The 25,513-nt window shown below is 63.8% G+C and carries 17 protein-coding genes; 9 read left to right on the top strand and 8 right to left on the bottom strand.

The genetic code is table 11. The features are described from left to right. Window positions 1-41: 41 nt before the first annotated feature. Together ACQREB_RS06160 and ACQREB_RS06155 are read left to right on the top strand one after the other, a co-directional pair. Window positions 42-662: a hypothetical protein gene (locus ACQREB_RS06160; protein ID WP_427766593.1), complete on the top strand. Its 621-nt coding sequence runs from the start codon at window positions 42-44 to the stop codon at window positions 660-662. A gap of 55 nt (window positions 663-717) precedes the next feature. Then, window positions 718-2,166 (top strand): flotillin family protein, encoded by a 1,449-nt coding sequence (locus ACQREB_RS06155; protein ID WP_427766590.1) that lies wholly within the window; start codon window positions 718-720, stop codon window positions 2,164-2,166. Between the two features lie 162 nt (window positions 2,167-2,328). Here ACQREB_RS06155 and ACQREB_RS06150 read toward each other — a convergent pair whose 3' ends face one another. Then, a complete protein-coding gene (locus tag ACQREB_RS06150) occupies window positions 2,329-3,561 on the bottom strand; it encodes an argininosuccinate synthase (RefSeq protein ID WP_427766587.1) in 1,233 nt (410 codons plus the stop codon). A 168-nt stretch (window positions 3,562-3,729) separates the two neighbouring features. Further along, window positions 3,730-6,837, bottom strand: a complete 3,108-nt coding sequence (ppdK, locus tag ACQREB_RS06145) for a pyruvate, phosphate dikinase (RefSeq protein WP_427766585.1) — start codon at window positions 6,835-6,837, stop codon at window positions 3,730-3,732. A gap of 383 nt (window positions 6,838-7,220) precedes the next feature. Here ppdK and typA point away from each other — a divergent pair, with 383 nt between their 5' ends. Both typA and ACQREB_RS06135 read left to right on the top strand, forming a co-directional pair. Continuing rightward, window positions 7,221-9,038, top strand: coding sequence for a translational GTPase TypA (gene typA / locus ACQREB_RS06140; protein WP_427766582.1), 1,818 nt, complete (start codon window positions 7,221-7,223; stop codon window positions 9,036-9,038). A gap of 75 nt (window positions 9,039-9,113) precedes the next feature. Then, window positions 9,114-9,857 carry a methyltransferase domain-containing protein gene (locus ACQREB_RS06135; protein WP_427766580.1) on the top strand — a complete coding sequence of 248 codons (744 nt, stop codon included), beginning with the start codon at window positions 9,114-9,116 and terminating at the stop codon, window positions 9,855-9,857. A 19-nt stretch (window positions 9,858-9,876) separates the two neighbouring features. Here ACQREB_RS06135 and ACQREB_RS06130 read toward each other — a convergent pair whose 3' ends face one another. Continuing rightward, window positions 9,877-11,124, bottom strand: a complete 1,248-nt coding sequence (locus tag ACQREB_RS06130; protein WP_427766577.1) for an anaerobic sulfatase maturase — start codon at window positions 11,122-11,124, stop codon at window positions 9,877-9,879. Between the two features lie 241 nt (window positions 11,125-11,365). Here ACQREB_RS06130 and ACQREB_RS06125 point away from each other — a divergent pair, with 241 nt between their 5' ends. Continuing rightward, on the top strand, window positions 11,366-12,208 hold the full coding sequence (locus tag ACQREB_RS06125) for a zinc-dependent peptidase (RefSeq protein WP_427766576.1): 843 nt from the start codon (window positions 11,366-11,368) through the stop codon (window positions 12,206-12,208). A gap of 55 nt (window positions 12,209-12,263) precedes the next feature. After that, a complete protein-coding gene (locus ACQREB_RS06120) occupies window positions 12,264-13,676 on the top strand; it encodes an SGNH/GDSL hydrolase family protein (RefSeq protein WP_427766573.1) in 1,413 nt (470 codons plus the stop codon). Between the two features lie 218 nt (window positions 13,677-13,894). Here ACQREB_RS06120 and alaS read toward each other — a convergent pair whose 3' ends face one another. After that, the gene (gene alaS, locus ACQREB_RS06115) at window positions 13,895-16,885 is read right to left on the bottom strand and encodes an alanine--tRNA ligase (protein ID WP_427766570.1); all 2,991 of its coding nucleotides are present in this window, start codon (window positions 16,883-16,885) and stop codon (window positions 13,895-13,897) included. A 444-nt stretch (window positions 16,886-17,329) separates the two neighbouring features. Here alaS and ACQREB_RS06110 point away from each other — a divergent pair, with 444 nt between their 5' ends. Beyond that, a complete protein-coding gene (locus ACQREB_RS06110; RefSeq protein WP_427766567.1) occupies window positions 17,330-17,758 on the top strand; it encodes a phosphoribosyl-AMP cyclohydrolase in 429 nt (142 codons plus the stop codon). 16 nt (window positions 17,759-17,774) lie between these two features. Further along, window positions 17,775-18,737, top strand: coding sequence for a uracil-DNA glycosylase (locus ACQREB_RS06105; protein ID WP_427766565.1), 963 nt, complete (start codon window positions 17,775-17,777; stop codon window positions 18,735-18,737). Between the two features lie 104 nt (window positions 18,738-18,841). Here the strand turns inward: ACQREB_RS06105 and asd are convergent, their stop codons facing one another. From asd to gatB, 4 genes are all read right to left on the bottom strand, one after another. Further along, on the bottom strand, window positions 18,842-19,756 hold the full coding sequence (asd, locus tag ACQREB_RS06100) for an archaetidylserine decarboxylase (RefSeq protein WP_427766562.1): 915 nt from the start codon (window positions 19,754-19,756) through the stop codon (window positions 18,842-18,844). A 168-nt stretch (window positions 19,757-19,924) separates the two neighbouring features. Then, the gene (locus ACQREB_RS06095; RefSeq protein WP_427766559.1) at window positions 19,925-20,803 is read right to left on the bottom strand and encodes a family 16 glycosylhydrolase; all 879 of its coding nucleotides are present in this window, start codon (window positions 20,801-20,803) and stop codon (window positions 19,925-19,927) included. A 102-nt stretch (window positions 20,804-20,905) separates the two neighbouring features. Further along, the gene (locus tag ACQREB_RS06090) at window positions 20,906-21,676 is read right to left on the bottom strand and encodes a LamG-like jellyroll fold domain-containing protein (protein ID WP_427766556.1); all 771 of its coding nucleotides are present in this window, start codon (window positions 21,674-21,676) and stop codon (window positions 20,906-20,908) included. A 393-nt stretch (window positions 21,677-22,069) separates the two neighbouring features. Beyond that, complete coding sequence (gene gatB, locus ACQREB_RS06085; protein ID WP_427766553.1) at window positions 22,070-23,530, bottom strand: Asp-tRNA(Asn)/Glu-tRNA(Gln) amidotransferase subunit GatB; 1,461 nt, start codon at window positions 23,528-23,530, stop codon at window positions 22,070-22,072. Between the two features lie 156 nt (window positions 23,531-23,686). Here gatB and ACQREB_RS06080 point away from each other — a divergent pair, with 156 nt between their 5' ends. Beyond that, window positions 23,687-25,507, top strand: coding sequence for a sulfatase family protein (locus tag ACQREB_RS06080; protein WP_427766551.1), 1,821 nt, complete (start codon window positions 23,687-23,689; stop codon window positions 25,505-25,507). Window positions 25,508-25,513 lie beyond the last annotated feature (6 nt).

Genomic DNA, 25,513 nt, shown 5'->3' with positions numbered 1-25,513 from the left:
TGTATTGCCGTCCGGCGGGAACGGCCTAAGATTTTCCGGCAATGAATGCTTCCCTATTCTCTTCGTTTTCCGAATCCGTCGGCGCGTGGTGGAACGCGCTCGGCTGGGACGCGCAGATTTTTTACGCCGTGGGCGGGATCGCGCTCGCGGTCGTGCTGATTCAGGCGGCGCTCACGCTCGTCGGCATCGGCGACGTCGGCACCGAGACGCCCGGCGACCTCGCGCCCGACGCGGACGCGCCGCACGACGCCGGGCTCGGGCTGATTTCCGTGCGCACGCTGACGGCGTTTTTCCTCGGATTCGGGCTCACGGGCGGGCTGCTGCTCGACGCGGGAACGGCGTTCCCGTGGGCGCTCGCGGGCGCGGCGGCGGTCGGCGTCGCGTTCATGCTGATCATTTTCTGGATCATGAAGATGCTCTACGGGCTGCGCTCCTCCGGGAACGCGGACATCGCTTCGGCGAAGGGCGCGACGGGAACGGTCTACGTCGCGATCGCCCCGCGCCGCGCCGCCGGCGGGCAGGTCGAAGTGCTCGTCAGCGGGCGCGTGATGACGCTTCCGGCGCTGAGCTCCTCCGCGGAAAAAATCCCCGCGGGAACGCTCGTCCGCGTCGTCGAAGTCCTCCCGCCGAACATTCTCGTCGTCGAGAAAGTCGGGAGCTGAATCCGCCTCGCCCGTCTTTTCCTTTTTTTTCTTCAACCATAAAATCGCAAAAAACATGCTGTTCTACATTGCCGCAGGAATCGTCATCCTCATTCTCACGACGTTTTTCGCGTTTTCCGCGCGCTACAAACGTTGTCCGTCCGACCGCATTCTCGTCGTTTACGGGAAAGTGGAGGGCGGCCGCTCCGCCAAGTGTCTGCACGGCGGCGGCACCTTCGTCTGGCCGATCGTGCAGGATTATCAGTATCTCGACCTGACGCCGCTGCCGATCGACATCCGCCTCGAAGGCGCGCTCTCGAAGCAGAACATCCGCGTCAACACGCCGTCCACGTTCACCGTCGGCATTTCGACGGAGCCGGGCGTGATGGAAAACGCCGCCGAGCGCCTGCTCGGGCTCGGGCTCGTCGAAATCAAGGACCTCGCGAAGGACATCATTTTCGGGCAGATGCGCGTCGTGCTCGCGACGATGGACATCGAGGAAATCAACGCCGACCGCGACAAGCTCATCGCGAACATTTCCGGCGGCGTCGAGGTCGAGCTCCGCAAGGTCGGCCTGCGCCTGATCAACGTGAACATTCAGGACATCACGGACGCGTCGGGCTACATCGACGCGCTCGGCCAGGAAGCCGCCTCGAAGGCGATCAACGAGGCGAAGGTGAAGGTCGCCCAGGCGCAGCGCGACGGCGAAATCGGCGCCGCCGAGGCGCGCAAGGACCAGGCGATCCGCGTCGCCGCGGCGCAGGCGGAAGCCACGAAGGGCGAAAACCTCGCGGCGATCGAAGTCGCCAACTCCAACGCCGACCGCCGCACCAAGGAGGCGGAGGCGAACCGCCTCGCGACCGCCGCGGAAAAGGTCGCCGCCGCGAAGGCGCTCGAAGAATCCTACGTCGCCGAAGCCGAGGCGGAAAAACAGCGCGCGTCCCGCGAAAAGGCTTCGCAGGAGGCGAACATCATCGTTCCCGCCGAAATCGACAAACAGCGCATCATCGTCGAAGCCGAGGCCGAGGCGGAAAAGGTGCGCCGCACGCAGCTCGGCGAGGCGGACGCCGTGCGCTACATGAAGCAGGCGGAGGCGGACGGCATCAAGTCCGTCAGATTCGCCGAGGCGGAAGGCCTGAAGATGAAGCTGCTCGCGGAGGCGGAAGGCACGGAGGCGCTCCTCGTCAAGAAGGCGAAGGGCTTCGACAGCATCGTCGCGGCGTGCCGTTCGACGGAAGGCGCGCAGAACCTGCTCCTCGTCGAACAGCTGCCCGTCATTGTGTCCGAGCAGGTCAAGGCGATCTCGAACCTCAAGATCGACAAGATCACGGTCTGGGATTCCGGCAAGGGCGGCGACGGGAACGGCAAAGGCTCGACGGCGAATTTCCTCTCGGGGCTTGTCGGCGCGCTCCCGCCGCTGCACGAGCTCGCCGGGAACGTCGGCGTGAAGCTCCCCGGCTACCTCGGCGAGCCCGCGGCGCCCGCTCCCGCGGAAACGCCGAAACCCGCCGCGAAAAAATCCTGAAGCGCGGGTTCCTTTCCGTCGCAAAAAAAAACGCGTTCCCGCGGAACTGTCCGCGGGAACGCGTTTTTTACGGCGCTTCGCCAGAAAAAATCCGGAAGCCGCCGCCGACTTCCGGATTCCTTTAAGCTTTAAGCCTTAACCTTTAAGCTTTTCTGTCCCGGCTCACATCATGTTTTCCGGTCCGTTGACGTGCGCGTTGACCTTGAGGCGCAGCGCGTTCAGGTGGATGAAGCCGGAGGCGTCGTCCTGGTCGTAGGCGTTGGTCGGGTCGGCTTCCATCGTCGCGATGTTCGGGTTGTAGAGCGAGTTCGGCGACTTGCGGCCGGCGACGTAGCAGCAGCCCTTGTAGAGCTTGACGCGGACGGTGCCGTTCACGTTCTTCTGCGTTTCCGTGACGAGCGCCTGCAGCGCGAGGCGTTCCGGCGCGTACCAGAAGCCGTTGTACACGAGCTCGGCGTACTTCGGGATGAGGCTGTCGCGCAGGTGCATCGTGTCGCGGTCCATCGTGATGGATTCCATCTGGCGGTGCGCGAAGAAGAGAATCGCTCCGCCCGGCGTCTCATAAACGCCGCGGGACTTCATGCCGACGAAGCGGTTTTCGACCATGTCCACGCGGCCGATGCCGTGCTTGCCGCCGAGCTTGTTGAGCGTCTGCATGACCTGGAGCGGCGTCATGCGCTTGCCGTCAATCGCGACGCAGTCGCCCTTTTCGAATTCGAGCTCGATGTATTCGGGCGCGTCGGGCGCGTCTTCCGGCGCGACGGAGAGCTTGAACATCGCCTTGTTTTCCGGGCAGAACGCGTCGAACCACGGGTCTTCCATGATGCCGGCCTCGTAGGAAATGTGGAGCAGGTTGCGGTCCATCGAATAGGGCTTCTTCATGCTGGCTTCGACGGGCAGGCCCTGCGCGACGCAGTAGTCGATCATTTCCTTGCGGCCCGGGAACTGCGCGCGGAAGGAATCGTCGCGCCACGGCGCGATGACCTTGAGGTCGGGCGCGAGCGCGGCGGCGGCGAGCTCGAAGCGCACCTGGTCGTTGCCCTTGCCGGTGGCGCCGTGCGCGATGGCGTCGCAGCCTTCGGCCTTGGCGATTTCGACCATGCGCTTGGCGATGAGCGGGCGCGCGATGGACGTGCCGAGATAGTACTGGCCTTCGTAGATCGCTCCCGCCTGCATCATCGGGAAAATGAAGTCGCGGGCGAATTCTTCCTGCAGGTCCTCGATGTAGATCTTGGAGGCGCCGGTCTTTCTGCTCTTTTCCTCGAGCCCGGAAAGCTCTTCCTCTTGGCCGACGTTCGCGCAGAACGCGATCATTTCGGCATTGTATTTGTTCTTGATCCACGAGAGGAGCACCGAGGTGTCCAGTCCGCCGGAATATGCGAGAAGAATCTTCATGGCAGTGATTTTTTTGATGTTGTTTTTGGAAAAATGGAAGCGCAATGATGCGCCGCGTTCCCGCGAAAATCAACGCGGAACTTCGCGGAAACCGCGTCCGCGGGAACGCGCGCAAAAAAACGTTCCCGCGGGGTCGCCGCGGGAACGCAGTGGGGGAAAGAAGAACGATTATTTCTTCTTGCAGCCGCAACGTTTGGCGCAGGGCGTCTTCGCCGGAGCGGCCTTGGTCGCGGTCTTCTTGGCGGGAGCGGCCTTCGCCGCCGGTTTCGCGGCGGGAGCGGCTTTCTTCGCCGGAGCCTTCGCCGCCGGCTTCTTGGCGGGCGCAGCCTTCTTCGCCGCCGGAGCGGCCTTTTTCGCCGGAGCTTTCGCCGCCGGCTTCTTGGCGGCCGGTTTCGGAGCAGCCGGCTTCTTCGCAGGAGCGGCTTTCTTCGCGACCGGTTTCTTGGCGGCCTTGGCGGCCGGAGCTTTCGCCGCCGGCTTCTTCGCCGGGGCAGCCTTTTTCGTGGTTTTTGTAGCCATGTTGTTTGGGGTTGAAGATTCTTCCTCGATCGCCGCCTGAGCCGCGGCGAGGCGCGCCGTCGGCACGCGGTACGGCGAGCAGCTGACGTAGTTCAGCCCGAGCGTGTGGCAGAACTTCACCGACGCGGGATCGCCGCCGTGTTCGCCGCAGATGCCGAGCTTGATGTCCGGACGCGTCTGCCGCCCGAGCGCGACGCCGAGGCGCATCATCGCGCCGACGCCTTCGCGGTCGATGGACGCGAACGGATTCGCCTTCAGGATTTCGAGATTCGTGTACGTGCCGAGGAACGCGCCCGAGTCGTCGCGGCTCATGCCGAGCGTCGTCTGCGTCAGGTCGTTCGTGCCGAAGGAGAAGAATTCCGCTTCTTCGGCGATCTTGTCCGCCGTGGCGCACGCGCGCGGGATTTCGATCATCGTGCCGATCTTGTAGGAAATCTTCACCTTGTTTTCCGCCATGACTTCGTTCGCGACGCGGCGGATGAGCGCCGCCTGGTTCTTGAACTCGGCGAGGAAGCCGACGAGCGGAATCATGATTTCCGGATGGACGGGAACGCGCGATTTCACGACTTCCGCCGCCGCCTCGAAGATGGCGCGCGCCTGCATTTCCGTGATTTCCGGATACGCGATGCCGAGACGGCAGCCGCGGTGCCCGAGCATCGGATTGAACTCGTGCAGTTCGGCGACGCGGCGCTGGACGTGCTCCACGGAGACGCCGAGCTTCTTCGCGAGATCGAGCTGCTGTTCCTTCGTCTGCGGGAGGAATTCGTGCAGCGGCGGGTCGAGCAGGCGGATCGTCGCGGGAAGCCCCTTGAGCGCGCGGAAGATGCCCGCGAAGTCGCCCCGCTGATACGGCAGCAGCTTGTTCACCGCCGTGCGTCGCGCGGCTTCGTCCGTCGCGAGAATCATCTCGCGGACCGCGTCGATGCGGTCGCCCGCGAAGAACATGTGCTCCGTGCGCGTCAGCCCGATGCCCTGCGCGCCGAAGGCGACGGCGACTTCCGCCTGCGCGGGAGCGTCCGCGTTCGTGCGCACGCCGAGCTTCGTCGCCTGCGAGCACCATTTCATTAGCTTCGCGAAATTCTTGAACGCCTTGGACTTCTTCGCCTCGGCGTCCTTTTTCACGAGCCCGAGCACGATGTCCGACGGCGCCGTCGCGAGCTGGCCTTCATAGACCGTTCCCGTCGTGCCGTCGATGGAGAGCCATTCGCCTTCCTCGACCTTGGAGTCGCCCGCGTAAAGCGTCTTCGCCGCGTAGTCGATCGCGATGCCCGAGGCGCCGCAGACGCAGACCTTGCCCATCTGGCGCGCGACCAGCGCCGCGTGCGAGGAGACGCCTCCGCGCGCGGTGAGGATGCCCTCGGCGGCGATCATGCCGCGCAGGTCCTCCGGCGAGGTTTCGAGGCGGACGAGCAGCACCTTCTGCCCTTCCTTCGCGGCGGCTTCGGCGCGCTCGGCGTTGAAGTAAATGCGTCCCGACGCGGCGCCCGGTCCCGCGGGAAGCCCCTTCGCGACCGCGCGGGCGCCCTTCAGCGCGGCGCGGTCGAACACGGGCGCGAGCGCCTGGTCGAGCTGGTCGGCGGGAACGCGGCGCACGGCCGTCTTCCAGTCGATGAGCCCCTCGCGCTCCATCTCGCACGCGATGCGGATCGCCGCGAGCCCGGTGCGCTTGCCGTTGCGCGTCTGCAGCATGAAGACCTTGGAGTCCTCGATCGTGAACTCGAAGTCCTGCATGTCGCGGAAATGATTTTCGAGCGTCTTGCAGATGGAAAGCAGCTGCGCGTGCGCGGAAGGCATGACGCTCTTGAGCGCCGCCACGGGAGCGGGCGTGCGCACGCCGGCGACGACGTCCTCGCCCTGCGCGTTCATCAGAAATTCGCCGTAGAAGACTTTTTCGCCGCTCGCCGGGTCGCGCGTGAACGCCACGCCGGATCCCGATTTGTCGCCCGTGTTCCCGAAGACCATCGACTGCACGTTGACCGCCGTGCCCCAGTCCGAAGGAATGTGGTATTTCTGGCGATAGACGATCGCGCGGTCGTTCATCCACGAACCGAAGACGGCGCCGATCGCGCCTTCGAGCTGCACCCACGGATCCGTCGGGAACGCCGAGCCCGTGCGCTCCAGAATCAGCGCCTTGAAGCGCACGACGAGCTCGCGCAGCTCCGGAGCGCCCAGCTCCGTGTCGCTCGCGGCGGGATTGCCGAGCATGTCCGTCTTGACGGATTCGATGACCTGCTCGAAAGGTTCGTGGTCCTCGCCCGGGCGCTTCTGCACGCCGAGCACGACGTCGCCGTACATCTGAATGAAGCGGCGGTAGCAGTCCCACGCGAAGCGCTCGTTGTTCGTGACGCGCGCGAGCGCCTGAACCGTGTCGTCGTTGAGACCGAGGTTGAGAATCGTGTCCATCATGCCCGGCATCGATTCGCGCGCGCCGGAGCGCACCGCGACCAGCAGCGGGAACGCCGTCGCGTCGCCGAACTTCTTGCCGAGCTGCTTCTCGATGTTGCCGACGGCCTTGCGCACGTCGTCCATCAGCGTCGCCGGATACGTCTTGCCGTTCTCGTAGTAATACGTGCAGACTTCCGTGCTGATCGTGAAGCCCGGAGGAACGGGCAGACCGATGCGGGCCATTTCCGCGAGGTTGGCGCCTTTCCCGCCGAGAAGATTTTTCATCGTCGCCGCGCCGTCGGTCTTTTTGCCGAATTCATAAACGAATTTGACCGATTTGGAGCCGGACTTCAGGGAACTTTTTTTTGCCATGAGGTTTTTTTTGACTGAGTGAGCTGTAAAATTTTGTTTCAGGTAGCGACCGCATTCTCGGGCTACATCCACGAATTAAAACGCCTTCCCGCGCAAACGCAAGAACGTTTGCTGAATCCGCGAAAAATTCGCCCGCGCGCGTTCCCGCCTTTCCGCCCTTCCGCCGCCGCTATCACGTAATCGAAAAACAATTACGTTCCCGCGGCGCTTTCCGCGCCCCACGAAGAGTTTTTTCGAAAATCCTTTCGGCAGAGCCGAACGCAATGAACTTCCATAACCTCATAACCTTCATCACTTCATCACCTCGCGCGCGCCCGCCCGCCGCAAAAATCCTTTGCGTTCGGGGCGGCGAAGTGAAATGCTTTCCGCCCGATTTTTTCAGCATGAAGGACATCAGAAACATCGCAATCATCGCGCACGTCGACCACGGCAAGACCACGCTCGTGGACAAGATCATTCAGCAGGCGAAAATGTTCCGCGACAATCAGGAGATGCACGAGTGCTTTCTCGACAGCAACGATCTGGAGCGGGAACGCGGCATCACGATTCTTTCCAAAAACATTTCCGTGCAGTACCGCGGCGTGAAGATCAACGTCATCGACACGCCCGGGCACAGCGACTTCGGCGGGCAGGTCGAGCGCGTGCTCAATCTGACCGACGGCGTGATTCTGCTCGTGGACGCGGCGGAGGGTCCGATGCCGCAGACGCGCTTCGTGCTCGAAAAGGCGCTGCGTCTCGGCAAGAAGCCCATCGTCCTCATCAACAAGATCGACAAGCCCGACGCGCGCCCGACGGAGGTCGTGAACGCCGTCTTCGATCTTTTCTGCGAGCTCGACGCGAACGAGGACCAGCTCGACTTCCCGCTGCTCTACGCGAGCGGGCGCGACGGCTGGTGCGTGCGCGATCTCGAGCACGAGCCGCGCACGTCGATCGTGCCGCTGCTCGACGCCGTGCTGGAGCACATTCCCGCGCCGAAGTTCGTCGAAGGCCCGATGCAGATGCAGGTCGCGACGCTGGACTATTCGGACTACGTCGGGCGCATCGGCATCGGGCGCGTGGCGCGCGGGACGATCCGCGCGAACGCCGCCGTCGCCGTGCTCGACCGCGACGGGAACCGCCGCGGCGGCCAGATCAAGAGCCTGTTCACCTTCGAGGGGCTCGACCGCAAGGACTGCGACGCCGTCGAATGCGGCGACATCTGCGGCGTCGTCGGCATCGAGGACATCTACGTCTCGGACACGATCTGCGACGCGGAATCGCCGGAGATGCTTCCGCCGATCGCGATCGACGAGCCGACGGTCTCGATGGTCTTCCGCGTGAACGATTCGCCCTTTTTCGGCCGCGACGGCAAGTTCGTCACGGCGCGCCACATCCGCAACCGCCTGCTGAAGGAGGCGCAGAGCGACGTGGCGCTGCGCGTGAAGGAGGCGGGGAACGGCGGCGAGATGTTCGAAGTCTCCGGGCGCGGCGTGCTGCACCTGGCGATTCTCATCGAGACGATGCGGCGCGAGGGATTCGAGCTCGCGGTCTCGCGCCCGAAGGTCATCACGAAGCTCGTGGACGGCGTGCTGCACGACCCGATGGAGACGCTCACGATCGACGTTCCGGAGGAGTTTTCCGGGAACGTCATTACGCTCGTCGGCCAGCGCCGCGGCGAAATGCGCCACATGGAGACGCGCGGCAAGCGCCAGCTCATCGAATTCGAGATTCCCACGCGCGGGCTCATCGGGCTGCGCTCGAAAATCCTCACGGCGAGCGCGGGCGAGGCGATCGTCGCGCACCGCTTCGACCGCTACGCGCCTTTCAAGGGCGACATTCCCGCGCGCGTGAACGGCTCGATGGTCTCGCTCGGGCAGGGCAAGGCGGTCGCCTACGCGATTGACGCGCTGCAGCTGCGCGGCACGTTCTTCATCGATCCCGGCGAGGAGACCTACGAGGGCATGGTCGTCGGCGAACACTGCAAGGACAACGACCTGCCCGTCAATCTGCAGAAGGGCAAGGAGCTGACGAACATGCGCGCCGCCGGCAGCGACCGCAAGATGAAGATCGCTCCCGCCGTGAAGCTCTCGCTCGAACAGGCGCTCGAATACATCGCGGACGACGAGCTCGTCGAGGTCACGCCGCACTTCCTGCGCATGCGCAAGATCCTGCTCACGGAAGAGGCGCGCCGCGCCGCCGCCCGCGCCGCCGCGAAGGCGTGAACGCGTCCCGTTCTGCGGTTCGGCTTGCGTTCCCGGGCGCGAAAAACGAGAATCGCCGCTCCGCATTTTTTTCTGATGAACGAACGAGCGAGCCATCCGAACTTCAATCGGCGCGCGGCGACTTACGCCGAGAACGCCGCCGTGCAGCGGCGCGCGGCGAAATGGCTCGGCGAGTGGATCGAACGCGGGCTCGACGATTCCGTGAGAATGTGGGAGCTCGGTTCGGGGACGGGATTCTTCACGCGGGAACTCGTCGCGCACGGCTATCGCGTGCTCGCGACGGACCTCGCGCCGGAGATGGTCGCGCGCGGCAGAATCGCGTGCCCGCAGGCGGATTGGGCGATTCACGACAGCTGGAATCTGCCCGAGAACGTGTGCGACCGGCTTTATTCGTCGAGCCTGCTGCAGTGGATGCCGACGCCGGAAAAGACGCTGCGCGCGTTCCGCGCCGCGCTGCGACCGGGCGGAAAGATGCTCCACGGCTTCTTCGTCGCGCCGTCGCTGTGCGAGCTTTATTCGCTCGTTCCCGCGGAGAACCTGCCGCTCGCGTGGCGTTCGGTCGGCGAGTGGCTCGACGCGTTTCACGCGGCGGGCTTCGAGGTGCTGCGCGCCGAGACGGGCTCGGAAACGGCGGAATACGCGGACGCGGCGCAGCTGCTCAAGACGCTGCGCGACACGGGGACGACGGACGATTCGCGCCACGTTCCCGCGGGAACGCTGCGGCGCGTGCTGCGCGAATACGCGGAAAAGTTCTCCTGCGGGAACGGCCGCGTCGCCGCCACGTGGAATTTCCTGCGCGTGGAAGCCCGCCGCGACTGAGGCGTTTTCCCCGCGCTTCTCACGCGAGTTCGCGCATGATTTCGGCGGGAGCGCGCTCCTGTTCGAGAAGCGCCTTCATGCGGCTCATCGTCGGCGCGGCGTGCGTGAAGAATTTCTTGTAGGCGGCGCAGAAGTAGTTCAGCCCGGGCTCGCCGTCCGGCGCGTGCAGGAAACGATGCTTCGGGCACTCGCCGTTGCAGGCGAAGCGCACGCCGCACTTGCGGCACGCGCGCGGGAGCGCCGACGCCTTCTGCTCGCCGAAGCGCTTCTGCGCGGGAGCGTCCGCGAGGCGCGCGAGCGGGTCGCGCAGCACGTTCCCGAGACGGAATTTCGGATAGACGAAATGGTCGCAGGAATAGACGTCGCCGTCGTGTTCGATCGCGAGCGCGCTCCCGCACTTTTCGCGGAACACGCACAGCGGCGCGGGAACGCCCGCCCACGCGCACAGCGCGACGTCGAAGAGCTGCACGAACGTCCGCCCCACGTCGCGGCGCACCCACACGTCGTAGATTTGGCAGAGAAAATCGCCGTAGTCCTCGGGCTTCACCGACCAGGGCGTGACGAGCGCGTCGCCGAGCGTTCCCGCGGCGAGGTCCGGCGGCCCCGCGAAGCGCATCGGCGCGTCCGCCGCCGTCGCCGGGCGCTCCACGAGCGGAATGAACTGAATGAAGCCCGAGCCGACTTCGCGCAGAAATTCGTACACGTCGAGCGCATGGTGCACGTTGTGTTCGCCGACGACCGTCAGCGTGTTGAACTCCGCGCCGCGGCGCTTGAGACACGCGAGCCCGTTCATCACGAGGTCGAACGACGGCGCGCCCGAGCGCAGCGTGCGCCGCGCGTCGTGCAGCTCGCGCGGGCCGTCCAGGCTGAGCCCGACGAGGAACGCGTTGTCGGCGAGAAACGCCGCCCATTCGTCGTTGAGCAGCGTGCCGTTGGTCTGCAGCGCGTTCTCGATCTTTTTGCCGTCGGCGTATTTTTTTTCCAACGACAGAACTTTTCTGAAGAAATCGATGCCGAGAAGCGTCGGCTCGCCGCCCTGCCACACGAACTGCACCTCGGGAACGTCCTGCGCGGCGATGTACTCGCGGATGAAGCGCTCGAGCACCTCGTCGCTCATGCGCGGCATTTTTTCGTCGGCGTAAAGCCCGTGCTTTTCGAGATAGTAGCAGTACGTGCAGTTGAGATTGCACAGCGCGCCGACGGGCTTCGCCATGACGTTGAACGCGCGCGGCGTTCCCGCCGGGGACGATTTTTTCTCGGACTTCATGAAAAGGGATTTTCTTTGGCGCGCGCCCCGGCGCAAGCGTTTTTTGGAAAAGCGGCGGAAAGCCGCGAAACTTCCCGCCGCGCTCTTTCGAGTCTATGCCTAGACAACATGAAACTGAAAGAGCTTTTTAAATTGAACGCTCCCGACAGTCCGCATTCCCGCCGAATATATCAAGAAAAACGGCGGGAACGCGCGCCGCGTTCCTTTGACATTCTTTCGTCCGCGCGGCTAAGATGCGCGCATGGTTTTCTTCACGGTCGCGGCGGCGCTTTTCGCGGCGGGTCTGCTTTGGCTCGGCGTTTCCGCGCGGCGCGCGCACGCGCGGCGGGAACGTTTTCTGAGCGCGCCGTTCCCGCGCGAGTGGGCGAAGGTCATCCGCCGCGAAGTGCCGCTCGCGGCGCGCATCCCGCGGGAACTGCGCCCGCGCTACGCCCGCCGCGTGAAGGAATTTCTTCTGGACAAGACTTTCGAGCCCTGCGGCGGGCTCGCGGAAATTTCGACGAAGACCGCCGTCGTCGTCGCCGCGAACGCCTCGTTTCTCGCGCTCGGCCGGGACGTTCCCGCCTGGCGCGCGCTGCGCTCCGTGCTGATTTACCCGACGTCCTTCCGCCTGGAAGACCCGACGGAAACCGCGCCCGCGAGCGCGGACGACGCCGACGCCCTCCGCGTTCCCGTCTCCGACGAGGCTCCGCGCAACGACGGCGAATCCCGCGCCGCGCACGGCGTCGTGATTCTTTCGCACGAGCGCCTGCTGCGCGACGCCGCCTACAGCGGAAACGCGCAGAACGTCGTCGTGCACGAGTTCGCGCACCAGTTCGCGGACACGGAGCCGCTCTTCTTCCCGCGAGAACGCGTCCGCGCCTGGGAAGCGCTTTTCGACAAGGAGATGGCGCGTCTGCGCGCGCGCGACGCCGCGTCGATTCTCGACGATTACGGCGCGGACGATCCCGCGGAATTTTTCGCCGTGAGCACGGAGGCGTTCTTCGGCACGCCGCGGGAACTGCGCCGCGCGCATCCGGAAGTTTACGCCGCGCTCGCGGAAATCTACGCGCTCGATCCCGCCGAATGGGAAGAAAACGCTTAGAGGCCTTTTCCAAAAAACGCTTGCGCCTCGGCGCGGCGGAACGAAAATTCTCCGCATGAAATTCTCAGGTGCCCCATTCGGAACAAAAGGAAAATCCCTGCTCGCGGGAGCGTTCGCGCTCGCGGCGGCGGCGCTCGGCGGCGTTTCCGCGTCCGCGGCGGCGGATGCGCCCGCGAATCTCGGCGACGTCCTTTTCGTCGGCGATTCCATCACGCAGGCGGACGGCAGAAACGCCGTCTCCTACCGCTACGCGCTGTGGAAGCATTGCGTCGATTCCGGCGTCGCGTATTCGCCTTTGGGCTCGATGAAGATCTTTCAGGGCGGCTCGACGACGTCGCCGCTCGCGCCCGATTATCTCGGCAAAAAATTCGACAACACGAACGAAGGCCATTTCGGCTGGGACGTCGCGTGGGTCGTCAGCGGCGAAGCGCAGGGCAAACGCCCCAACACCGGACAGAACACGGGCGGGCTCGCGGCGTGGATGTCGAAATACGGCCGCGCGCCGAAGACGGCGACGCTGCTCATGGGCGTGAACGACCTCTCGCGCGGGAACGGCGGCAAGCCGCAGTACTCGGCGGAAACGGTGCTTGCGAACGCGAAGAACGTCGTCCGCACGATTCAGGAAAAATCCCCGCGCGGCGTCACGGTGCACGTGTTTTCCGTGCTCCCGTCGGGGCAGGCGTCGTGGGGCAGCGGGCGTTCGCCGCGCGCGGCGGTCGCGGAATACGACGCGATGCTGAAGCGCGACGTCGAGTCCGGCGCGTGGAATTCCAAAAAATCGAAAGTGTTTTATCACGACGTCACGGCGGGCTTCGATCCCGTCGCGCACACCTACGACAATCTCCACCCGAAGGCGCAGGGCGAGCGCGTCGTCGCCGCGAACATGGCGCGCGCGCTCGGGCTCGACCAGCGCACCGCCGGGCTCGCCCGCCGCGGGAACGCCGAGCTGCCCGCGCGCGCGACGCCCGGCAAGGCTTCCGCCGAACGCCGCGTCGAGTGGAAGGGCGCGAAAAACGGCGCCGCGCACGAATTCACGCTCGCGCTGACGGTGAAGCTGAACGCGTCGAAGAAGCCGGCGAAAAACGTGCTCGGCGTGCTCGTCGGGAACGGCGGCGGCGAGACCGGCGCGCTCTGCGTCGGCGAAAGCGGCGTCTTCTGGGGCGGCGTCGCGCCCGCGAATCTGCTCTACGGTCAGACGAACGACGCCTACAAGGACAAGTTCATGACCAAGGGCAAAAAGACGCTGCGCGTCGCCTGGATCGCCGAACGCAAAAACGGCGCGGCGGGCGGCTTCTACGTGTGGCTCGACGACGTGCTGATCGGCGAGGCGCTGCGCGGGAACGCGGACGCCGCGGACAAATGCGCGAACGGCGCGCTCGTCGGCCCCGTCGGCGGCGATTTCGCGCCCGCGGGCGAGATCTCCGAAATCGCCTACGATCCCGCCAAGGCCTGGGCTCCGAAACCCTGAAAAAGTTTTAGGGGAGAAGCGGCATTCCTGCCGCTTTTTTGAAATCTCCCCGCACAATTTTTTTTCCCGCGGATCTCGCGGATTCCCGCAGAAATTTCTCCGCGAAGACGCCAAGAAAGACCGCGAAGTTAAAGGAAGTTGAAGAAAAGTTTTTAAGGGAGGAAGCGGCAGGGCGCGCGACGCGCGGAGCCTCGCCGCTTCCTCGAAAACGTCTGCTCTCAGAGCGCGGCGAAGACTTCGGCGAGCTTCGCGGCGTCCTTGCCGCCGCCCATCGCGAAGTCCGGCTTGCCGCCGCCCTTGCCGCCGAGTCTGCCGCAGAGTTCGGAGACGAGCCTGCCCGCCGCCGTTCCCGCCTTGACCGCGCCGGGAGCGCACGCCGCGACGACGGAGACCTTGTCCGCGCCGAACGCCGCGCCGAGCACGACGACGCCGTTTTCGCCCAGCTTCTTCACGAGCTGCGAAGCGATTTCGCGCAGGTCGTTCGGCGAGCCCGCCGCGGGAACGACCGCCGCCACGCGCCGCGTCGCGCCGGCGTCCTTCGCCGTTTCCGCGAGCGCGTTCGCGAGCTGCGCGAGCTCCTTCTGGCGCACGGCGGCGAGCTGCTTTTCGAGCGCGGATTTTTCTTCCGCGAGCGTCTCGAATTTCTTCTGCAGGTCGGCGACCGGCGTCTTCGTCTTTTCGGAAAGTTTCTTCAGCGTCTGCGTTTCCGCGACGCCGTGCGCGTAGGCCGCCATGCCGGTGAGCGCCTCGATGCGGCGCACGCCCGCGGCGATCGCGCCTTCGGCGACGATGCGGAACTGCCCGAGCTCGCCCGTGGCGCGCACGTGCGTCCCGCCGCAGAGCTCCATCGAATAGCCGTCGAGCGCGCGCGCGTTCCCGCCGACCTGAATGACGCGGACGACGTCGCCGTACTTGTCGCCGAAGAACTGCATGATGTTCGCGTTCTCCTTCGCCTGCTCGTGCGGAATTTCCGTCCACGAGACGACGTTGTCGGCGAGCACGAGCTCGTTGACGGTGCGCTCGACCTCGGCGACCTGCGCGGGCGTGAGCGCCGCGGAGTTGAAGTCGAAGGTCAGTTTTTCGTCGGAGACGAAGGAGCCCTTCTGCGAAACGTCCTTGCCGACGACGCTGTGCAGCGCGTAGTGCAGCAGGTGCGTCGCGGTGTGGTTGCGCTCGATGGCGCGGCGGCGTTTTTCGTCCACGACGACGGTCGCCTTGGCGCCGACGGGCGGCGGTTCGTCGCCTTCGACGAAGTGCAGGAAGACGTTCCCGCTCTTCTGCGTGTTGACGATCTTCCAGGCGCGGCCGCGCGCGGAGAGCGTTCCCGTGTCGCCGACCTGGCCGCCCATTTCGGCGTAGCAGGGCGTGCGGTCGAGCACGACGGCGAGCTTACCCTTGCTGTCCACGATTTCGAGAATCGTCGCCTCGGCGGAAAGCGTCTCGTAGCCGAGGAACTGCGTCGCGTCCTTGGTCTCGATTTCGGAAAGTGTGACGATCTGCTTTTTCTGCGCGGCGCGGGCGCGTTCGCGCTGCTCGGTCATCAGGGCTTCGAACGCCTTTTCGTCCACGGAATAACCGCGTTCGCGCGCCATGAGGTCGGTGAGGTCGAGCGGGAACCCGTAGGTGTCGTAGAGCAGGAAGGCGGCCTCGCCGTTGAAGACTTCGGCGAGCTCGGCGCTCACGGTGAGGAAGTTGGCGAGCGTGCCGCGGAAGTTCGCGAGCGCGTCCTTGTCCTCGGGCGCGGCGACGAGCGCGTGCGCGGTCGTGTAGAGCGCCTTCGTGTCGGAGCGCGTGAAGATGCGGCGCGCGAGGTCGGTGTTCACGGGCGTCTCGAACTTGACGATGCTCTTCGCGATGACGGCGACGAGGTGGTCGGCGATCTGCGCGAGCGCGGCGTTCCCGTCCTTCAGCGCTTCTTCGGAAAGGCGCATGGCGTCGACGACGCGCGCGCGGAGATTTTTCGCGGCGTTCTTCAGGGCGATGATTTCCTCGAAAATCGTCAGCCCGGCGTCGAGCGTCTTGTTGAAGGCCTCCTCCTCGACGCGGATCGTGTCGCGCACAGCGTCGCGGCGGGAACGGATTTCGGGGAACACGTCGCCCATCGTCTCCGCGAGCACGTCCACGAGCTTGTAGAAGAACGGCTCCCTGAAGCCGAGCGTGCGCCCGTAGCGGACGGCGCGGCGCAGAATGCGGCGCAGGACGTAGTTGCGGTCGCTGTTGCCGGGCGCGATGCCGTCGGCGACGGCGAAGGAAAGCGTGCGGATGTGGTCGGCGATGACGCGGAAGGCGACGTCGGTCTTTTCCTGCTCGGTCGCGCCCTGCGTTCCCGCGGCGGGCAGCGTGGAGCCGTATTTCCTGCCGGAAAGCTTTTCGATTTCACGGAAGATCGGCGCGAAGACGTCCGTCTCGTAGTTGGAGATGACGCCCGTGAAGTCGGTGAAGTTCTTCGTGCACTGAATGATGCTCGTCGCGCGCTCGAAGCCCATGCCGGTGTCGACGTTCTTCGCGGGAAGCGGCGAGAACGTGCCGTCGGGATTCGCGTTGAACTCCATGAAGACGAGGTTCCAGATCTCGATGCACAGCGGCGAGCCCTTGTTGACGAGCGCGCCCGCGGTGTCGCCGTCCGGCGTGAGGTCCATGTGGATTTCCGAGCACGGACCGCACGGCCCCGTGTCGCCCATCATCCAGAAATTGTCCTTCTTGTTGCCGTTGACGATGTGCACCTTCGGGTCGAGCCCGGCGGCGACGAAAAGCTTTTCCCACGCGTCGTACGCCTCCTGGTCGAACGCGGCGGGATCGCCCTTGGACTTGTCCGGGCAATAGACGGTCGCGTAGAGGCGCTCCTTCGGGAATTTCCAGACTTCGGTGATGAGCTCCCACGCCCACGAAATCGCCTCCTTCTTGAAGTAGTCGCCGTAGGACCAGTTGCCGAGCATCTCGAAGAACGTGTGGTGATACGTGTCCATGCCGACGTCCTCGAGGTCGTTGTGCTTGCCGCCCGCGCGGATGCACTTCTGCGTGTCGGCGGCGCGGTGCGTCGGGTACGGGCACGGAATCTGCCCGAGGAAGATCGGCACGAACTGGTTCATTCCCGCGTTCGTGAAAAGCAGGTTCGGCGAGTCCGGCAGCAGGCTGGACGAAGGCACGATCTTGTGCTCCTTCGATTTGAAGAAATCAAGAAAGGACTGGCGGATTTCTGATGATGTCATGACGGAAAATGTAAGGAGACATTTCACTCTTTGCCGCTCCCCGCGTAAAGCGCGAAATTCCCCGAGGGAACACGGAAAAAGCGCGAAGGAAAGGACTGCAAAATCAAAATTTTCCCGCGGATCTCGCAGATTCCCGCAGATTTTTGGGAACCGCGAATTCCCGCAAATGAGCGCGAATTTCACAGGAGGGGCAAGCGTCCCGCCTGCCCTCGAAATCCCTCCCGGCAAACTTTCCTCCAAGCTTTCAGCCCAAGCCTCAAGCTTTTTTTAGCACAGGGAAACGGAGCTTCGCGGGAAAGCCGCCGTTCTCCGGCGGGGCGCTTCGCGGGTCTGAATCGAATCCCTTAAAATCCCCGAAATCCCTGTTCGTTTTCAGGTTTCCGCGGGGGCGGTTTTCTTTGAACTCGCGTTCCCGCGGGAGCGGGGGCAGAATGGCGTCCATCTATGAGTAAAGAAATCGAAGAGGGTCTGAAGCTGAATTTCGACTTCACGAAACTGCGCAAAGCCGTCGCGCAATGCGAATCCGACGTCGTTCCCGTCGTCGCTCAGGACGCGGACACGAAGGAAGTGCTGATCGTCGCCTACGCGAACAAGCTCGCGCTCGAAACCGCGCTGAAGGAAGGCATGGCGACGTTCTGGAGCACCTCGCGCAACGAGCTCTGGCTCAAGGGCAAGACGTCCGGCGACTACCTGAAGCTCGTCGAGGTGCGCGTGAACTGCGAGCAGAATTCGCTGCTCTACCTCGTGCGTCCCGCCGGCAAGGGCGCGTGCCACACGAAGGGCAAGGACGGTCTGCCGCGTCGCGGCTGCTATTACCGCTCGCTCGACCTGACGGACGGCGAAACGCTGCGTTTCGTCCCCGGCATGGAGTGAGTCCGGATTCTGAAAAATGCGCGACGCGCTCGAAGTGCTGCTCGACACGCTCCTCGCCCTCAAGGAAGAAGGCGTGGAGCGCGTCGCCGTGGACGACGCGTCGCTCGCGGCGCTGCGGGAAGTCGCGCTGAAGGGCGCGGACGTTCCCGCGCCTGCGCCTGCGCCCGCGCCGAAAGCGGCTCCGCGCCGCGCCGCGCCCGTTCCCGAAGCCGCCGCGCCGCGTCCGTCGTTTCCTGCCCGCGAACGCGTTTCCGCGGCGCCTTCCGCGCCGGTTTTCGAAGAAACCCCCGCGCCGAAACCCGCCGCGCCCGCGTTCCCGCCGCCGCCGAAAATCGCCGTTCCCGAATCCGGGACGAAGGCGGAAAAACTCGCCGCCGTCGCCGAGCAGATGCGCGCCGACGCCGTCTGCAACAAGCATCTGCACCGCGGCAAGCACCTCGTGTTCGGCGTCGGCGATCCGGATTCGCCGGTGTTTTTCTGCGGCGAAGCTCCCGGCGCGGAAGAAGAGACGCGCGGCGAGCCGTTCGTCGGCCCAGCGGGGCAGCTGCTCGACAAGATCATCGCCGCGACGGGGCTTTCGCGGGAACGCGTCTACATCGGCAACATCATGAAGTGGCGGCCGGAGCTGCCGACGCTCGTCGGCAATCGCCCGCCGACGCCCGAAGAAATGGCGTACTGCCTGCCCTACGTCGTCGCGCAGATCGAGATCATCCGTCCGCGCGTGATCGTCGCGCTCGGGCTGACGGCGGTCAACGGGCTGCTCGGCAACGATCCCGACCGCAAAATGGGCGCGATCCGCGGCAGACGTTTCGATTTTCACGGCGTTCCCGTGATTCCGACCTACCACCCGTCCTACCTGCTGCGCAACGGCACGGCGCGTTCCAAGCGCCTCGTCTGGGAAGATTTTCTCGCGATGATGGAGCTGCTCGGCATGCCGATTTCGGACAGGCAGCGCGGGTATTTTCTGCCGAAGAGCTGAAGGGGAAGATCGAAAGTTCAGAAGCTTAAGAGTTTAAAAGCTTAAACTCTTTTCGGCGAAGCCGAAGGCAATGAACTTCCGGACTTCATAACCTCATAACTTCGTCACTTCCGTTCCGCCGCCGCTTTTCCCAGCTCCGTGCCCATTTTCGCGAAGGTCTCGACGCCCTGCGCGGAGTTCGCGCACAGATCGTCCGCGAGGCGGATTTTCCCCGGCTCGAAGATTGTCGCGATGAACGAGCCGCCGAAGCGGAAATAGCCAAGCTCCGCGCCTTTTTCCGCCGGCGTTCCCGCCGCGTAGGTCGGCACGATCGTCCCGACGTTTGTCGCGCCGACGAGCACCTGCAGCACTTTGCCGAAGCGCGGCGAATCGATTTCGACGACGACGCGCTTGTTCTCCCACAGGTAGGCGAGATTCTTCGAGAGCGCGATCGGGTTCACCGAATACAGCGCACCGTTGACGACGCGCGGCGCCGCCGGCGTTCCCGCGACGGGAAAGTGAAAGCGGTGGTAATCCGTCGGGCAGAGGCGGGAACAGACCATCGCGCCGTCCGCGTAATGCGCCGCGAGCGCGGCGTCGCCGAGAAATTTTTCCAGATCGAAACGCTGTCCCTTCGCGTAGAAACGCGTCGCGGCGGAGATTTTCGGGAACGCGAGATGGCGGCCGTCGGCGGGAAGCGTCGCGACGTCTTCCGCGGGCGCGACGGGGCGCGCGCCGGGCTTGAGCCTGCGCGAGAAAAAGTCGTTGAACGACGCGAATTCCGTCACGGGAACGGCGGATTCCTCGACGTTCACGCCGAAGCGTTCGCAGAAGGGCGCGATTTTTTCGCGGCTCGCGGGACGGCTCATCACGACGCCGTAGATTTCGGAAAACGCCGCGCGGCGAATCAGCGCCCAGAGCGCGATCTGCCCGAGATGCGTTTCGTAAACCCACCGCAGCGGCTTTTCGCCGAAGATGGCTTCCGTTTCGAGGCGGCCGCTTTCGCGGTCGAAAAATTGCACCGGGGCTGAAGTGGACATGTTCAAAGAATAATCGATTCCGCTCGCCGCGATAAAGCACAAAGCGAGCGTTCCCGCGGCGATCGCGACGCGGCGCCTTTTCGTCCGGCGCGCGGATCCGCCGTGAATTTTCCCGAAAATCATGCGCGCATTCTCGACGAACGCCTCCGCGGGCGCGACCGAAAAATTTCAGCGCGCTTTCCTCTTCCGCCGCGCGGCGACCAGCGCGAGCGCGCCCAAGCCCGCGAACAGCCCGAACGCCGACGGCTCGGGAACGGAAGGCGCGTCCTGCCACACGCGCACGTAGTCGATCTCCATTTTCGCGCCGGAGGCGTAGAGCGTCTTCGCGTCGATTCCCTGATTGGCGCCGGTGTTCTCCACCCAATTCCCGCCGATCTGCATGCTCAGAATCAGATAAAACTCCTTGTCGTTGAACGGCCACGCCGACGTCGTGTTCTCCGGCGTGTAGGTCGCCGTGACGACGTCGTTGATGAGGAAGCGGATGACGTTCTCCTCCCACTCGATTCCGTAGGTGTTGAAGACGGTCTTGACGATCTCCGGATGCGTTCCCGCGCTGCCGTTGCTTCCGTCCGGATTGCAGAAATGTAGGGTCTGATAAACGCTGCCCTGATAGTTCAGGTGCTCCATGATGTCGATTTCGCCGGAGCTCGGCCAGGTATTGCCGTTCTGCGGCATCATCCAGAGCGCGGGCCACACGCCCTGCACGCAGTCGAAGCGCGCGCGGATCTCCACCTTGCCGTAGCGGAAGCTGAACTTGTTCAGCGAATAAATCCCCGCCTCGCGGTAATCCGCGGCGCTCGCGTCCGCCGTGTCCTTCGTGCCCTTCAGCACGATGCGGCCGTCGCGGAACTCGACCAGGTCCGAGCTCGTCGCGTCCATGTATCTGCGCCACTCGGGCGTTCCCGCGTCGATGCGCGTCCACGTCGAGCCGTCGAGCGAATCGCCGTCGAACTCGTCGCTGAAGACGAGCTGCCGGTCCGTGCCGAACGCCGCCGCGGGAACGGCAAGGAGAGCAAAGAGAAAAATTTTGCGGGAAAATCCGAACATGGGGAAAAGAAACGAGGGATTAAAAAAAATCACGTTCCCGCGATCGGAACGAATCGCCTCGCGGGAACGTGATTTTTCAGAGAACGGGAAAATCGTCTCCGCTCACTTGCGGGAACGCCGACGACGCGACGCCACCAGAGCCAGCGCGCCCAAGCCTGCCAACAGCCCGAACGCCGACGGCTCGGGAATCAACGATTTGACCTCTTCGGCCGAAAGCGCCTTGCTGTAAATAAGAATATTGTCGATATTCATATTAGCGCTATTCGAAGAGGTACCGTAGTATCCAAATTGGAGCTTATCGATGGGTTCACTCGTGATATTGCTTGCATTGGCAGTCGAACTCGTCCCGACGAGCGTTCCGTTCAGATAAAAATCCAAATTCAACGTGGCTCCGACTGAGGATCCGACAAGCGTGAGCGTCGTCCAATCGTTAGTGTTCGCGGAAGAAGGAAGTGTTTTCGTTACGGCGGTTAACGGTGCTCCAAGAAACTGAGCAGAAAGCGTCCCGTTGGTGTAAGTGATGCTGAGGGAGCGCCAAGCTTTATCCATTGAGCCGCTGGTCATGGAGAGAAGCGTGCCGTTTTTGGAAATGGAGTTCACATCGAAGCTTACCGTGAAACCTGTTGAAGTGCGAAGCCCCGCCCCTGATGTATAGGGGTGCGTAGAAGAAGTCCCACAGACTCCGTAGCCGGCTTCGTTCCAAGTCGGGAGTTCTTGCCACGAGATTGTTCCCGCCGTCTTGGAATTGCTCGTGTCAAAATTAAAGTATGCTTTCAAGGCCGAATCGTTCGTATCGATTTCGGCAAGCGTTTCCGCGTTCGCGAGAGCGGTTCCCGCGACGAGGAGCGAGGTGATTGCGATGATGTTTTTCATAAGCTCTTTTTAGGGATTAATGTTGGGCGCATTATCCCCGGTTTCCAATACCGTGGCAAGTCCGAATTTTCGACCACGGAAAACACGGAAAAGCACGGAAATTCTTCCCGCAAAGGCGCCAAGGCGCAAAGATTTTTAGAGAAATGACGCGGTTTTCACGGGAACGTCGTCCGAAATTCGTGAAAATTCGTGTCGATTCGTGGTTAAAGAACCTTCTTTGACTTCCGCTGACTTCGCGGTCGAAATCTTCGCGTTCTTCGCGTTGAAATTAAACTTATATTTATTTGTTTGCTTAAATGCGATGAATAAAGGGCTGCGCGGCGTTTACCCCCCGGTATTGGAAACCGAGGGACAGGGGGCGTTCCCGCCGGAGGCGCCCGGGAGGCCCTCCGCTCACGCGAGGAGGCGGCGCATGATTTCGTCCACCTTCGCGGGATTCGCCTTGCCGCGCGACGCCTTCATCACCTGGCCTTTGAGCACGTTGATGACGCGGTCGTTCCCGTTTTTGAAGGAGGCGACGGCGTCGGCGTTCTTCGGGTCGGCGAGCACGCCGGAGATCATCGCTTCGAGCTCGCCGGAGTCGGAGCTCTGCGCGAGGCCTTTTTCCTTGATGATTTCCGCGGCGGATTTTCCGCTCGCCCACATTTCGGCGAACACGTCCTTCGCCTGCTGTTTGGAGATCGTTCCCGCCTCGACGGCTTCGACGAGCCCGGCGAGCGCCTCGGGGGAAATCCGGCTGTCGGCGATGGTCGCGTCCGTTCCCGCGGCGGCGATTTCGCGCAGGATTTCGTTCACGATGAGGTTCGCGGTGTGCTGCGGCGCCTTCGGGAACGCGGCGACGGATTTTTCGAAAAATTCGCACAGCGCGCGGTCGGGCACGAGCACGGAAGTGACGGTGTAGGGCAGCGCGAAGTCCGCCATGTAGCGGCGCTGGCGGTCGAAGGGTTTTTCGGGCAGGTCCGCCTTGAGGCGCGCGAGCCATTCCGCGTCGAGCTTCACGGGCATGAGGTCCGGATCGGGGAAGTAGCGGTAGTCGTGCGCGTTTTCCTTGGAGCGCATCGAATAGGTGTGCCCGGTTTCGGCGTTCCAGCCGCGTGTTTCCTGGACGACGGTTTCGCCGTTTTCGTAGGCGCGGATCTGGCGGCGGATTTCGAAATTGATGCAGTTGCGCACGCCCGTGAGCGAGTTCACGTTCTTCATTTCCGTGCGCGTGCGCAGCTCGGACGTTCCCGCGGGGCGCACGGACACGTTCGCGTCGCAGCGCAGCTGGCCTTTTTCCATGTCGCAGTCGGAAAGCCCGGCGGCGTTCAGGATCATGCGCAGCGCGTTGAGCAGAGCGACGGCCTCCTCCGCGGAGTGCATGTCGGGCTCGGTGACGATTTCGAGCAGCGTCGTTCCCGCGCGGTTGTAGTCGACGAGCGAGGTCGTGCCGCCGTGCGTGAGCTTGCCGACGTCCTCTTCGAGGTGCGCGTGGTTGATGCGGATTTTCTTGTGCTCGCCCATCACGTTGCGCGACGGGCCGGGCAGCTCGATCTCGACTTCGCCGGGACCGACGATCGCCTCGTCCGCGAGCTGCGTGATCTGGTAGTTCTTCGGGCTGTCCGGGTAAAAATAATTTTTGCGCGACCAGCGGGAGATGCCCGGCATCTTCGCGTCGATCATCAGCCCGAACTTCATCGATTTTTCGACGGATTCGCGGTTCAGCACGGGCAGCGCGCCCGGGAGCGCGAGCACGGTCGGGTCGATCAGGCGGTTCGGCGGCTCGCCGAATCCGGCGGGCGCTCCCGCGAAGACCTTGCTCTTTGCCTTGAGCTGCACGTGAATTTCCAGACCGATGACTGCTTCGTATTCCATACCGTTGAAAAATTTTTGGCGGCGAGAATACGCTTTTCCCGGCGTTCCCGCGAGCGAATTCAAGGAGCGCCGAAAGTTCCGCGGGCGCCGGGCGTTCCCGCGCGGGGCGCTTTTTGCTCGCGGAGCGGAGAAAAGGCCTGTAATGTGTGCGGCACCATGAAGACCTCGTTTTACCCTCTGACGGGCGCGATTGCGCTCTCCGCTTTCATCGTTCCCGCCGCGCGCGCCGCTGAGGCCGCCGCGCCGACGCGTCCGAACATCGTCTACATCATGAGCGACGACCACGCCGTGCAGGCGATTTCCGCCTACGGCCATCCGATCTCGAAGCTCGCGCCCACGCCGAACATCGACCGCATCGCCCGCGACGGCGCGCTGTTCATGCGCAACTACTGCGCGAACTCGATTTCCGGGCCGTCCCGCGCGTGCATCATCACCGGCAAGCACTCGCACGCCAACGGCTACATGAGCAACGAATGGGGCTCCTTCGACAACCGCCAGAACAACGTCGCCAAGGTCTTCCGCGCGAACGGCTACAACACGGCGATCGTCGGCAAGTGGCACATTCCCGCGGATCCGACGGGCTTCGACTACTGGCAGGTCTTCCAAGGGCAGGGCCAGTACATTAATCCCGACATCTTCTGCGGGAACGCCGAGGGCCGCCTCCCGGGCGCGCAGTATCACCAGATTCCCGAAGGCTATTCGACCGAAATCGTCACGAACAAGGCGATCGAATGGATGGAAAACGGCCGCGACAAGTCCAAGCCGTTCTTCTTCATGGTCCACTACAAGGCGCCGCACCGCAACTGGATTCCCAAGGAAAAGAACTACAATCTCTTCGACGGCGTGAAGTTCCCGGAACCGCCGACCTTCTTCGACGACTACGCCGGGCGCGACGCCGCGCTCAAGCAGGACATGTCGATTCTGTGGACGTTCCGCTGGGCGGCGGACCTGAAGCTGTTCCCGTCGCGCGACCAGCATTCGCTCCCGCGCTGGATGTTCCCGCCGCACATGTCCGACGCGCAGTACAAAAAATTCATTCAGGCGTACGTGAAGAAGAACGAGGAGTTCTTCGACCGGAATCTGATGACGGAGAAGGAGCTCGCGAACTTCAAGCAGCACCACGACGACTACGTGAACCGCGAAGACCGGCTCGCCGCCGCGGACGCGCGCGTCGCCGCCGCGAAGACGGACAAGGAACGCGCCGCCGCGCTCGCCGACAAGGCCGCGCTCGAAAAGCGCATCGCCGCCGCGCCCGAGCTGCTCTCCAAGAACGCCGACAGGCTCCGCGAGTTCCAGAGCTGGGCGTATCAGCGCTACCTGCAGGATTACCTCGCGACGATCCGCGGCGTGGACGACGGCGTCGGCGAAATCCTCGACTACCTGAAGAAGACGGGCCTGGACAAGAACACGATCGTCTGCTACGCCGCCGACCAGGGCTTCTACCTCGGCGAGCACGGCTGGTTCGACAAGCGCTTCGCCTACGAGGAATCCTTCCGCATGCCGCTCATGATGTGCGGGCCGGGCATCAAGGCGGGCTCCAAAATCGAGCAGCTGACGCAGAACATCGACTTCGCGCCGACGTTCCTCGACGCGTGCGGCATCAAGGCGCCGGCGGAGATGCAGGGCGTCTCGTTCAAGAAGCTTCTCGACGGCAAGATGCACCCCGACTGGCGCAATTCGCTTTACTACCAGTATTACGAATTCCCGGCGGAACACAGCGTGCGGCGCCACTGCGCCGTGAACTTCCGCTCGCACGACGGCGCGGAGGACTGGAAGCTCATCCACTTCTACAAGGAAGATGTGTGGGAGCTCTACAATCTCAACGCCGATCCGACGGAAATCCGCAACGTTTACGGCGAGCCGGGCACGGAAAACGTCACCGCGCTGCTCAAGGACGAAATGAAGAAGCTGCAGGCGCAGTACGCCGTGCCCGCGGAATATCTGACCAAGGGCGTTCCCGTCCACGGGAAGGAGTGAGGCGCG

Origin of the sequence: Candidatus Spyradosoma sp. SGI.093 (assembly GCF_050314555.1) — a bacterium.
Taxonomy (GTDB): domain Bacteria; phylum Verrucomicrobiota; class Verrucomicrobiia; order Opitutales; family UBA953; genus Spyradosoma.
This window is presented reverse-complemented; position numbering and strand designations above follow the sequence as displayed.

Excerpts from the sequence above, each read along its gene's own strand:
- ACQREB_RS06155 (WP_427766590.1), top strand. The coding sequence starts at position 718 with ATGCTGTTCTACATTGCCGCAGGAATCGTCATCCTCATTCTCACGACG.
- alaS (WP_427766570.1), bottom strand. The coding sequence starts at position 16,885 with ATGACATCATCAGAAATCCGCCAGTCCTTTCTTGATTTCTTCAAATCG.
- ACQREB_RS06105 (WP_427766565.1), top strand. The coding sequence starts at position 17,775 with ATGCGCGACGCGCTCGAAGTGCTGCTCGACACGCTCCTCGCCCTCAAG.
- ACQREB_RS06095 (WP_427766559.1), bottom strand. The coding sequence starts at position 20,803 with ATGTTCGGATTTTCCCGCAAAATTTTTCTCTTTGCTCTCCTTGCCGTT.
- ACQREB_RS06090 (WP_427766556.1), bottom strand. The coding sequence starts at position 21,676 with ATGAAAAACATCATCGCAATCACCTCGCTCCTCGTCGCGGGAACCGCT.
- ACQREB_RS06110 (WP_427766567.1), top strand. The coding sequence starts at position 17,330 with ATGAGTAAAGAAATCGAAGAGGGTCTGAAGCTGAATTTCGACTTCACG.
- gatB (WP_427766553.1), bottom strand. The coding sequence starts at position 23,530 with ATGGAATACGAAGCAGTCATCGGTCTGGAAATTCACGTGCAGCTCAAG.
- ACQREB_RS06120 (WP_427766573.1), top strand. The coding sequence starts at position 12,264 with ATGAAATTCTCAGGTGCCCCATTCGGAACAAAAGGAAAATCCCTGCTC.
- ACQREB_RS06125 (WP_427766576.1), top strand. The coding sequence starts at position 11,366 with ATGGTTTTCTTCACGGTCGCGGCGGCGCTTTTCGCGGCGGGTCTGCTT.
- ACQREB_RS06130 (WP_427766577.1), bottom strand. The coding sequence starts at position 11,124 with ATGAAGTCCGAGAAAAAATCGTCCCCGGCGGGAACGCCGCGCGCGTTC.
- ACQREB_RS06080 (WP_427766551.1), top strand. The coding sequence starts at position 23,687 with ATGAAGACCTCGTTTTACCCTCTGACGGGCGCGATTGCGCTCTCCGCT.
- typA (WP_427766582.1), top strand. The coding sequence starts at position 7,221 with ATGAAGGACATCAGAAACATCGCAATCATCGCGCACGTCGACCACGGC.
- ppdK (WP_427766585.1), bottom strand. The coding sequence starts at position 6,837 with ATGGCAAAAAAAAGTTCCCTGAAGTCCGGCTCCAAATCGGTCAAATTC.
- asd (WP_427766562.1), bottom strand. The coding sequence starts at position 19,756 with ATGTCCACTTCAGCCCCGGTGCAATTTTTCGACCGCGAAAGCGGCCGC.
- ACQREB_RS06135 (WP_427766580.1), top strand. The coding sequence starts at position 9,114 with ATGAACGAACGAGCGAGCCATCCGAACTTCAATCGGCGCGCGGCGACT.
- ACQREB_RS06150 (WP_427766587.1), bottom strand. The coding sequence starts at position 3,561 with ATGAAGATTCTTCTCGCATATTCCGGCGGACTGGACACCTCGGTGCTC.
- ACQREB_RS06160 (WP_427766593.1), top strand. The coding sequence starts at position 42 with ATGAATGCTTCCCTATTCTCTTCGTTTTCCGAATCCGTCGGCGCGTGG.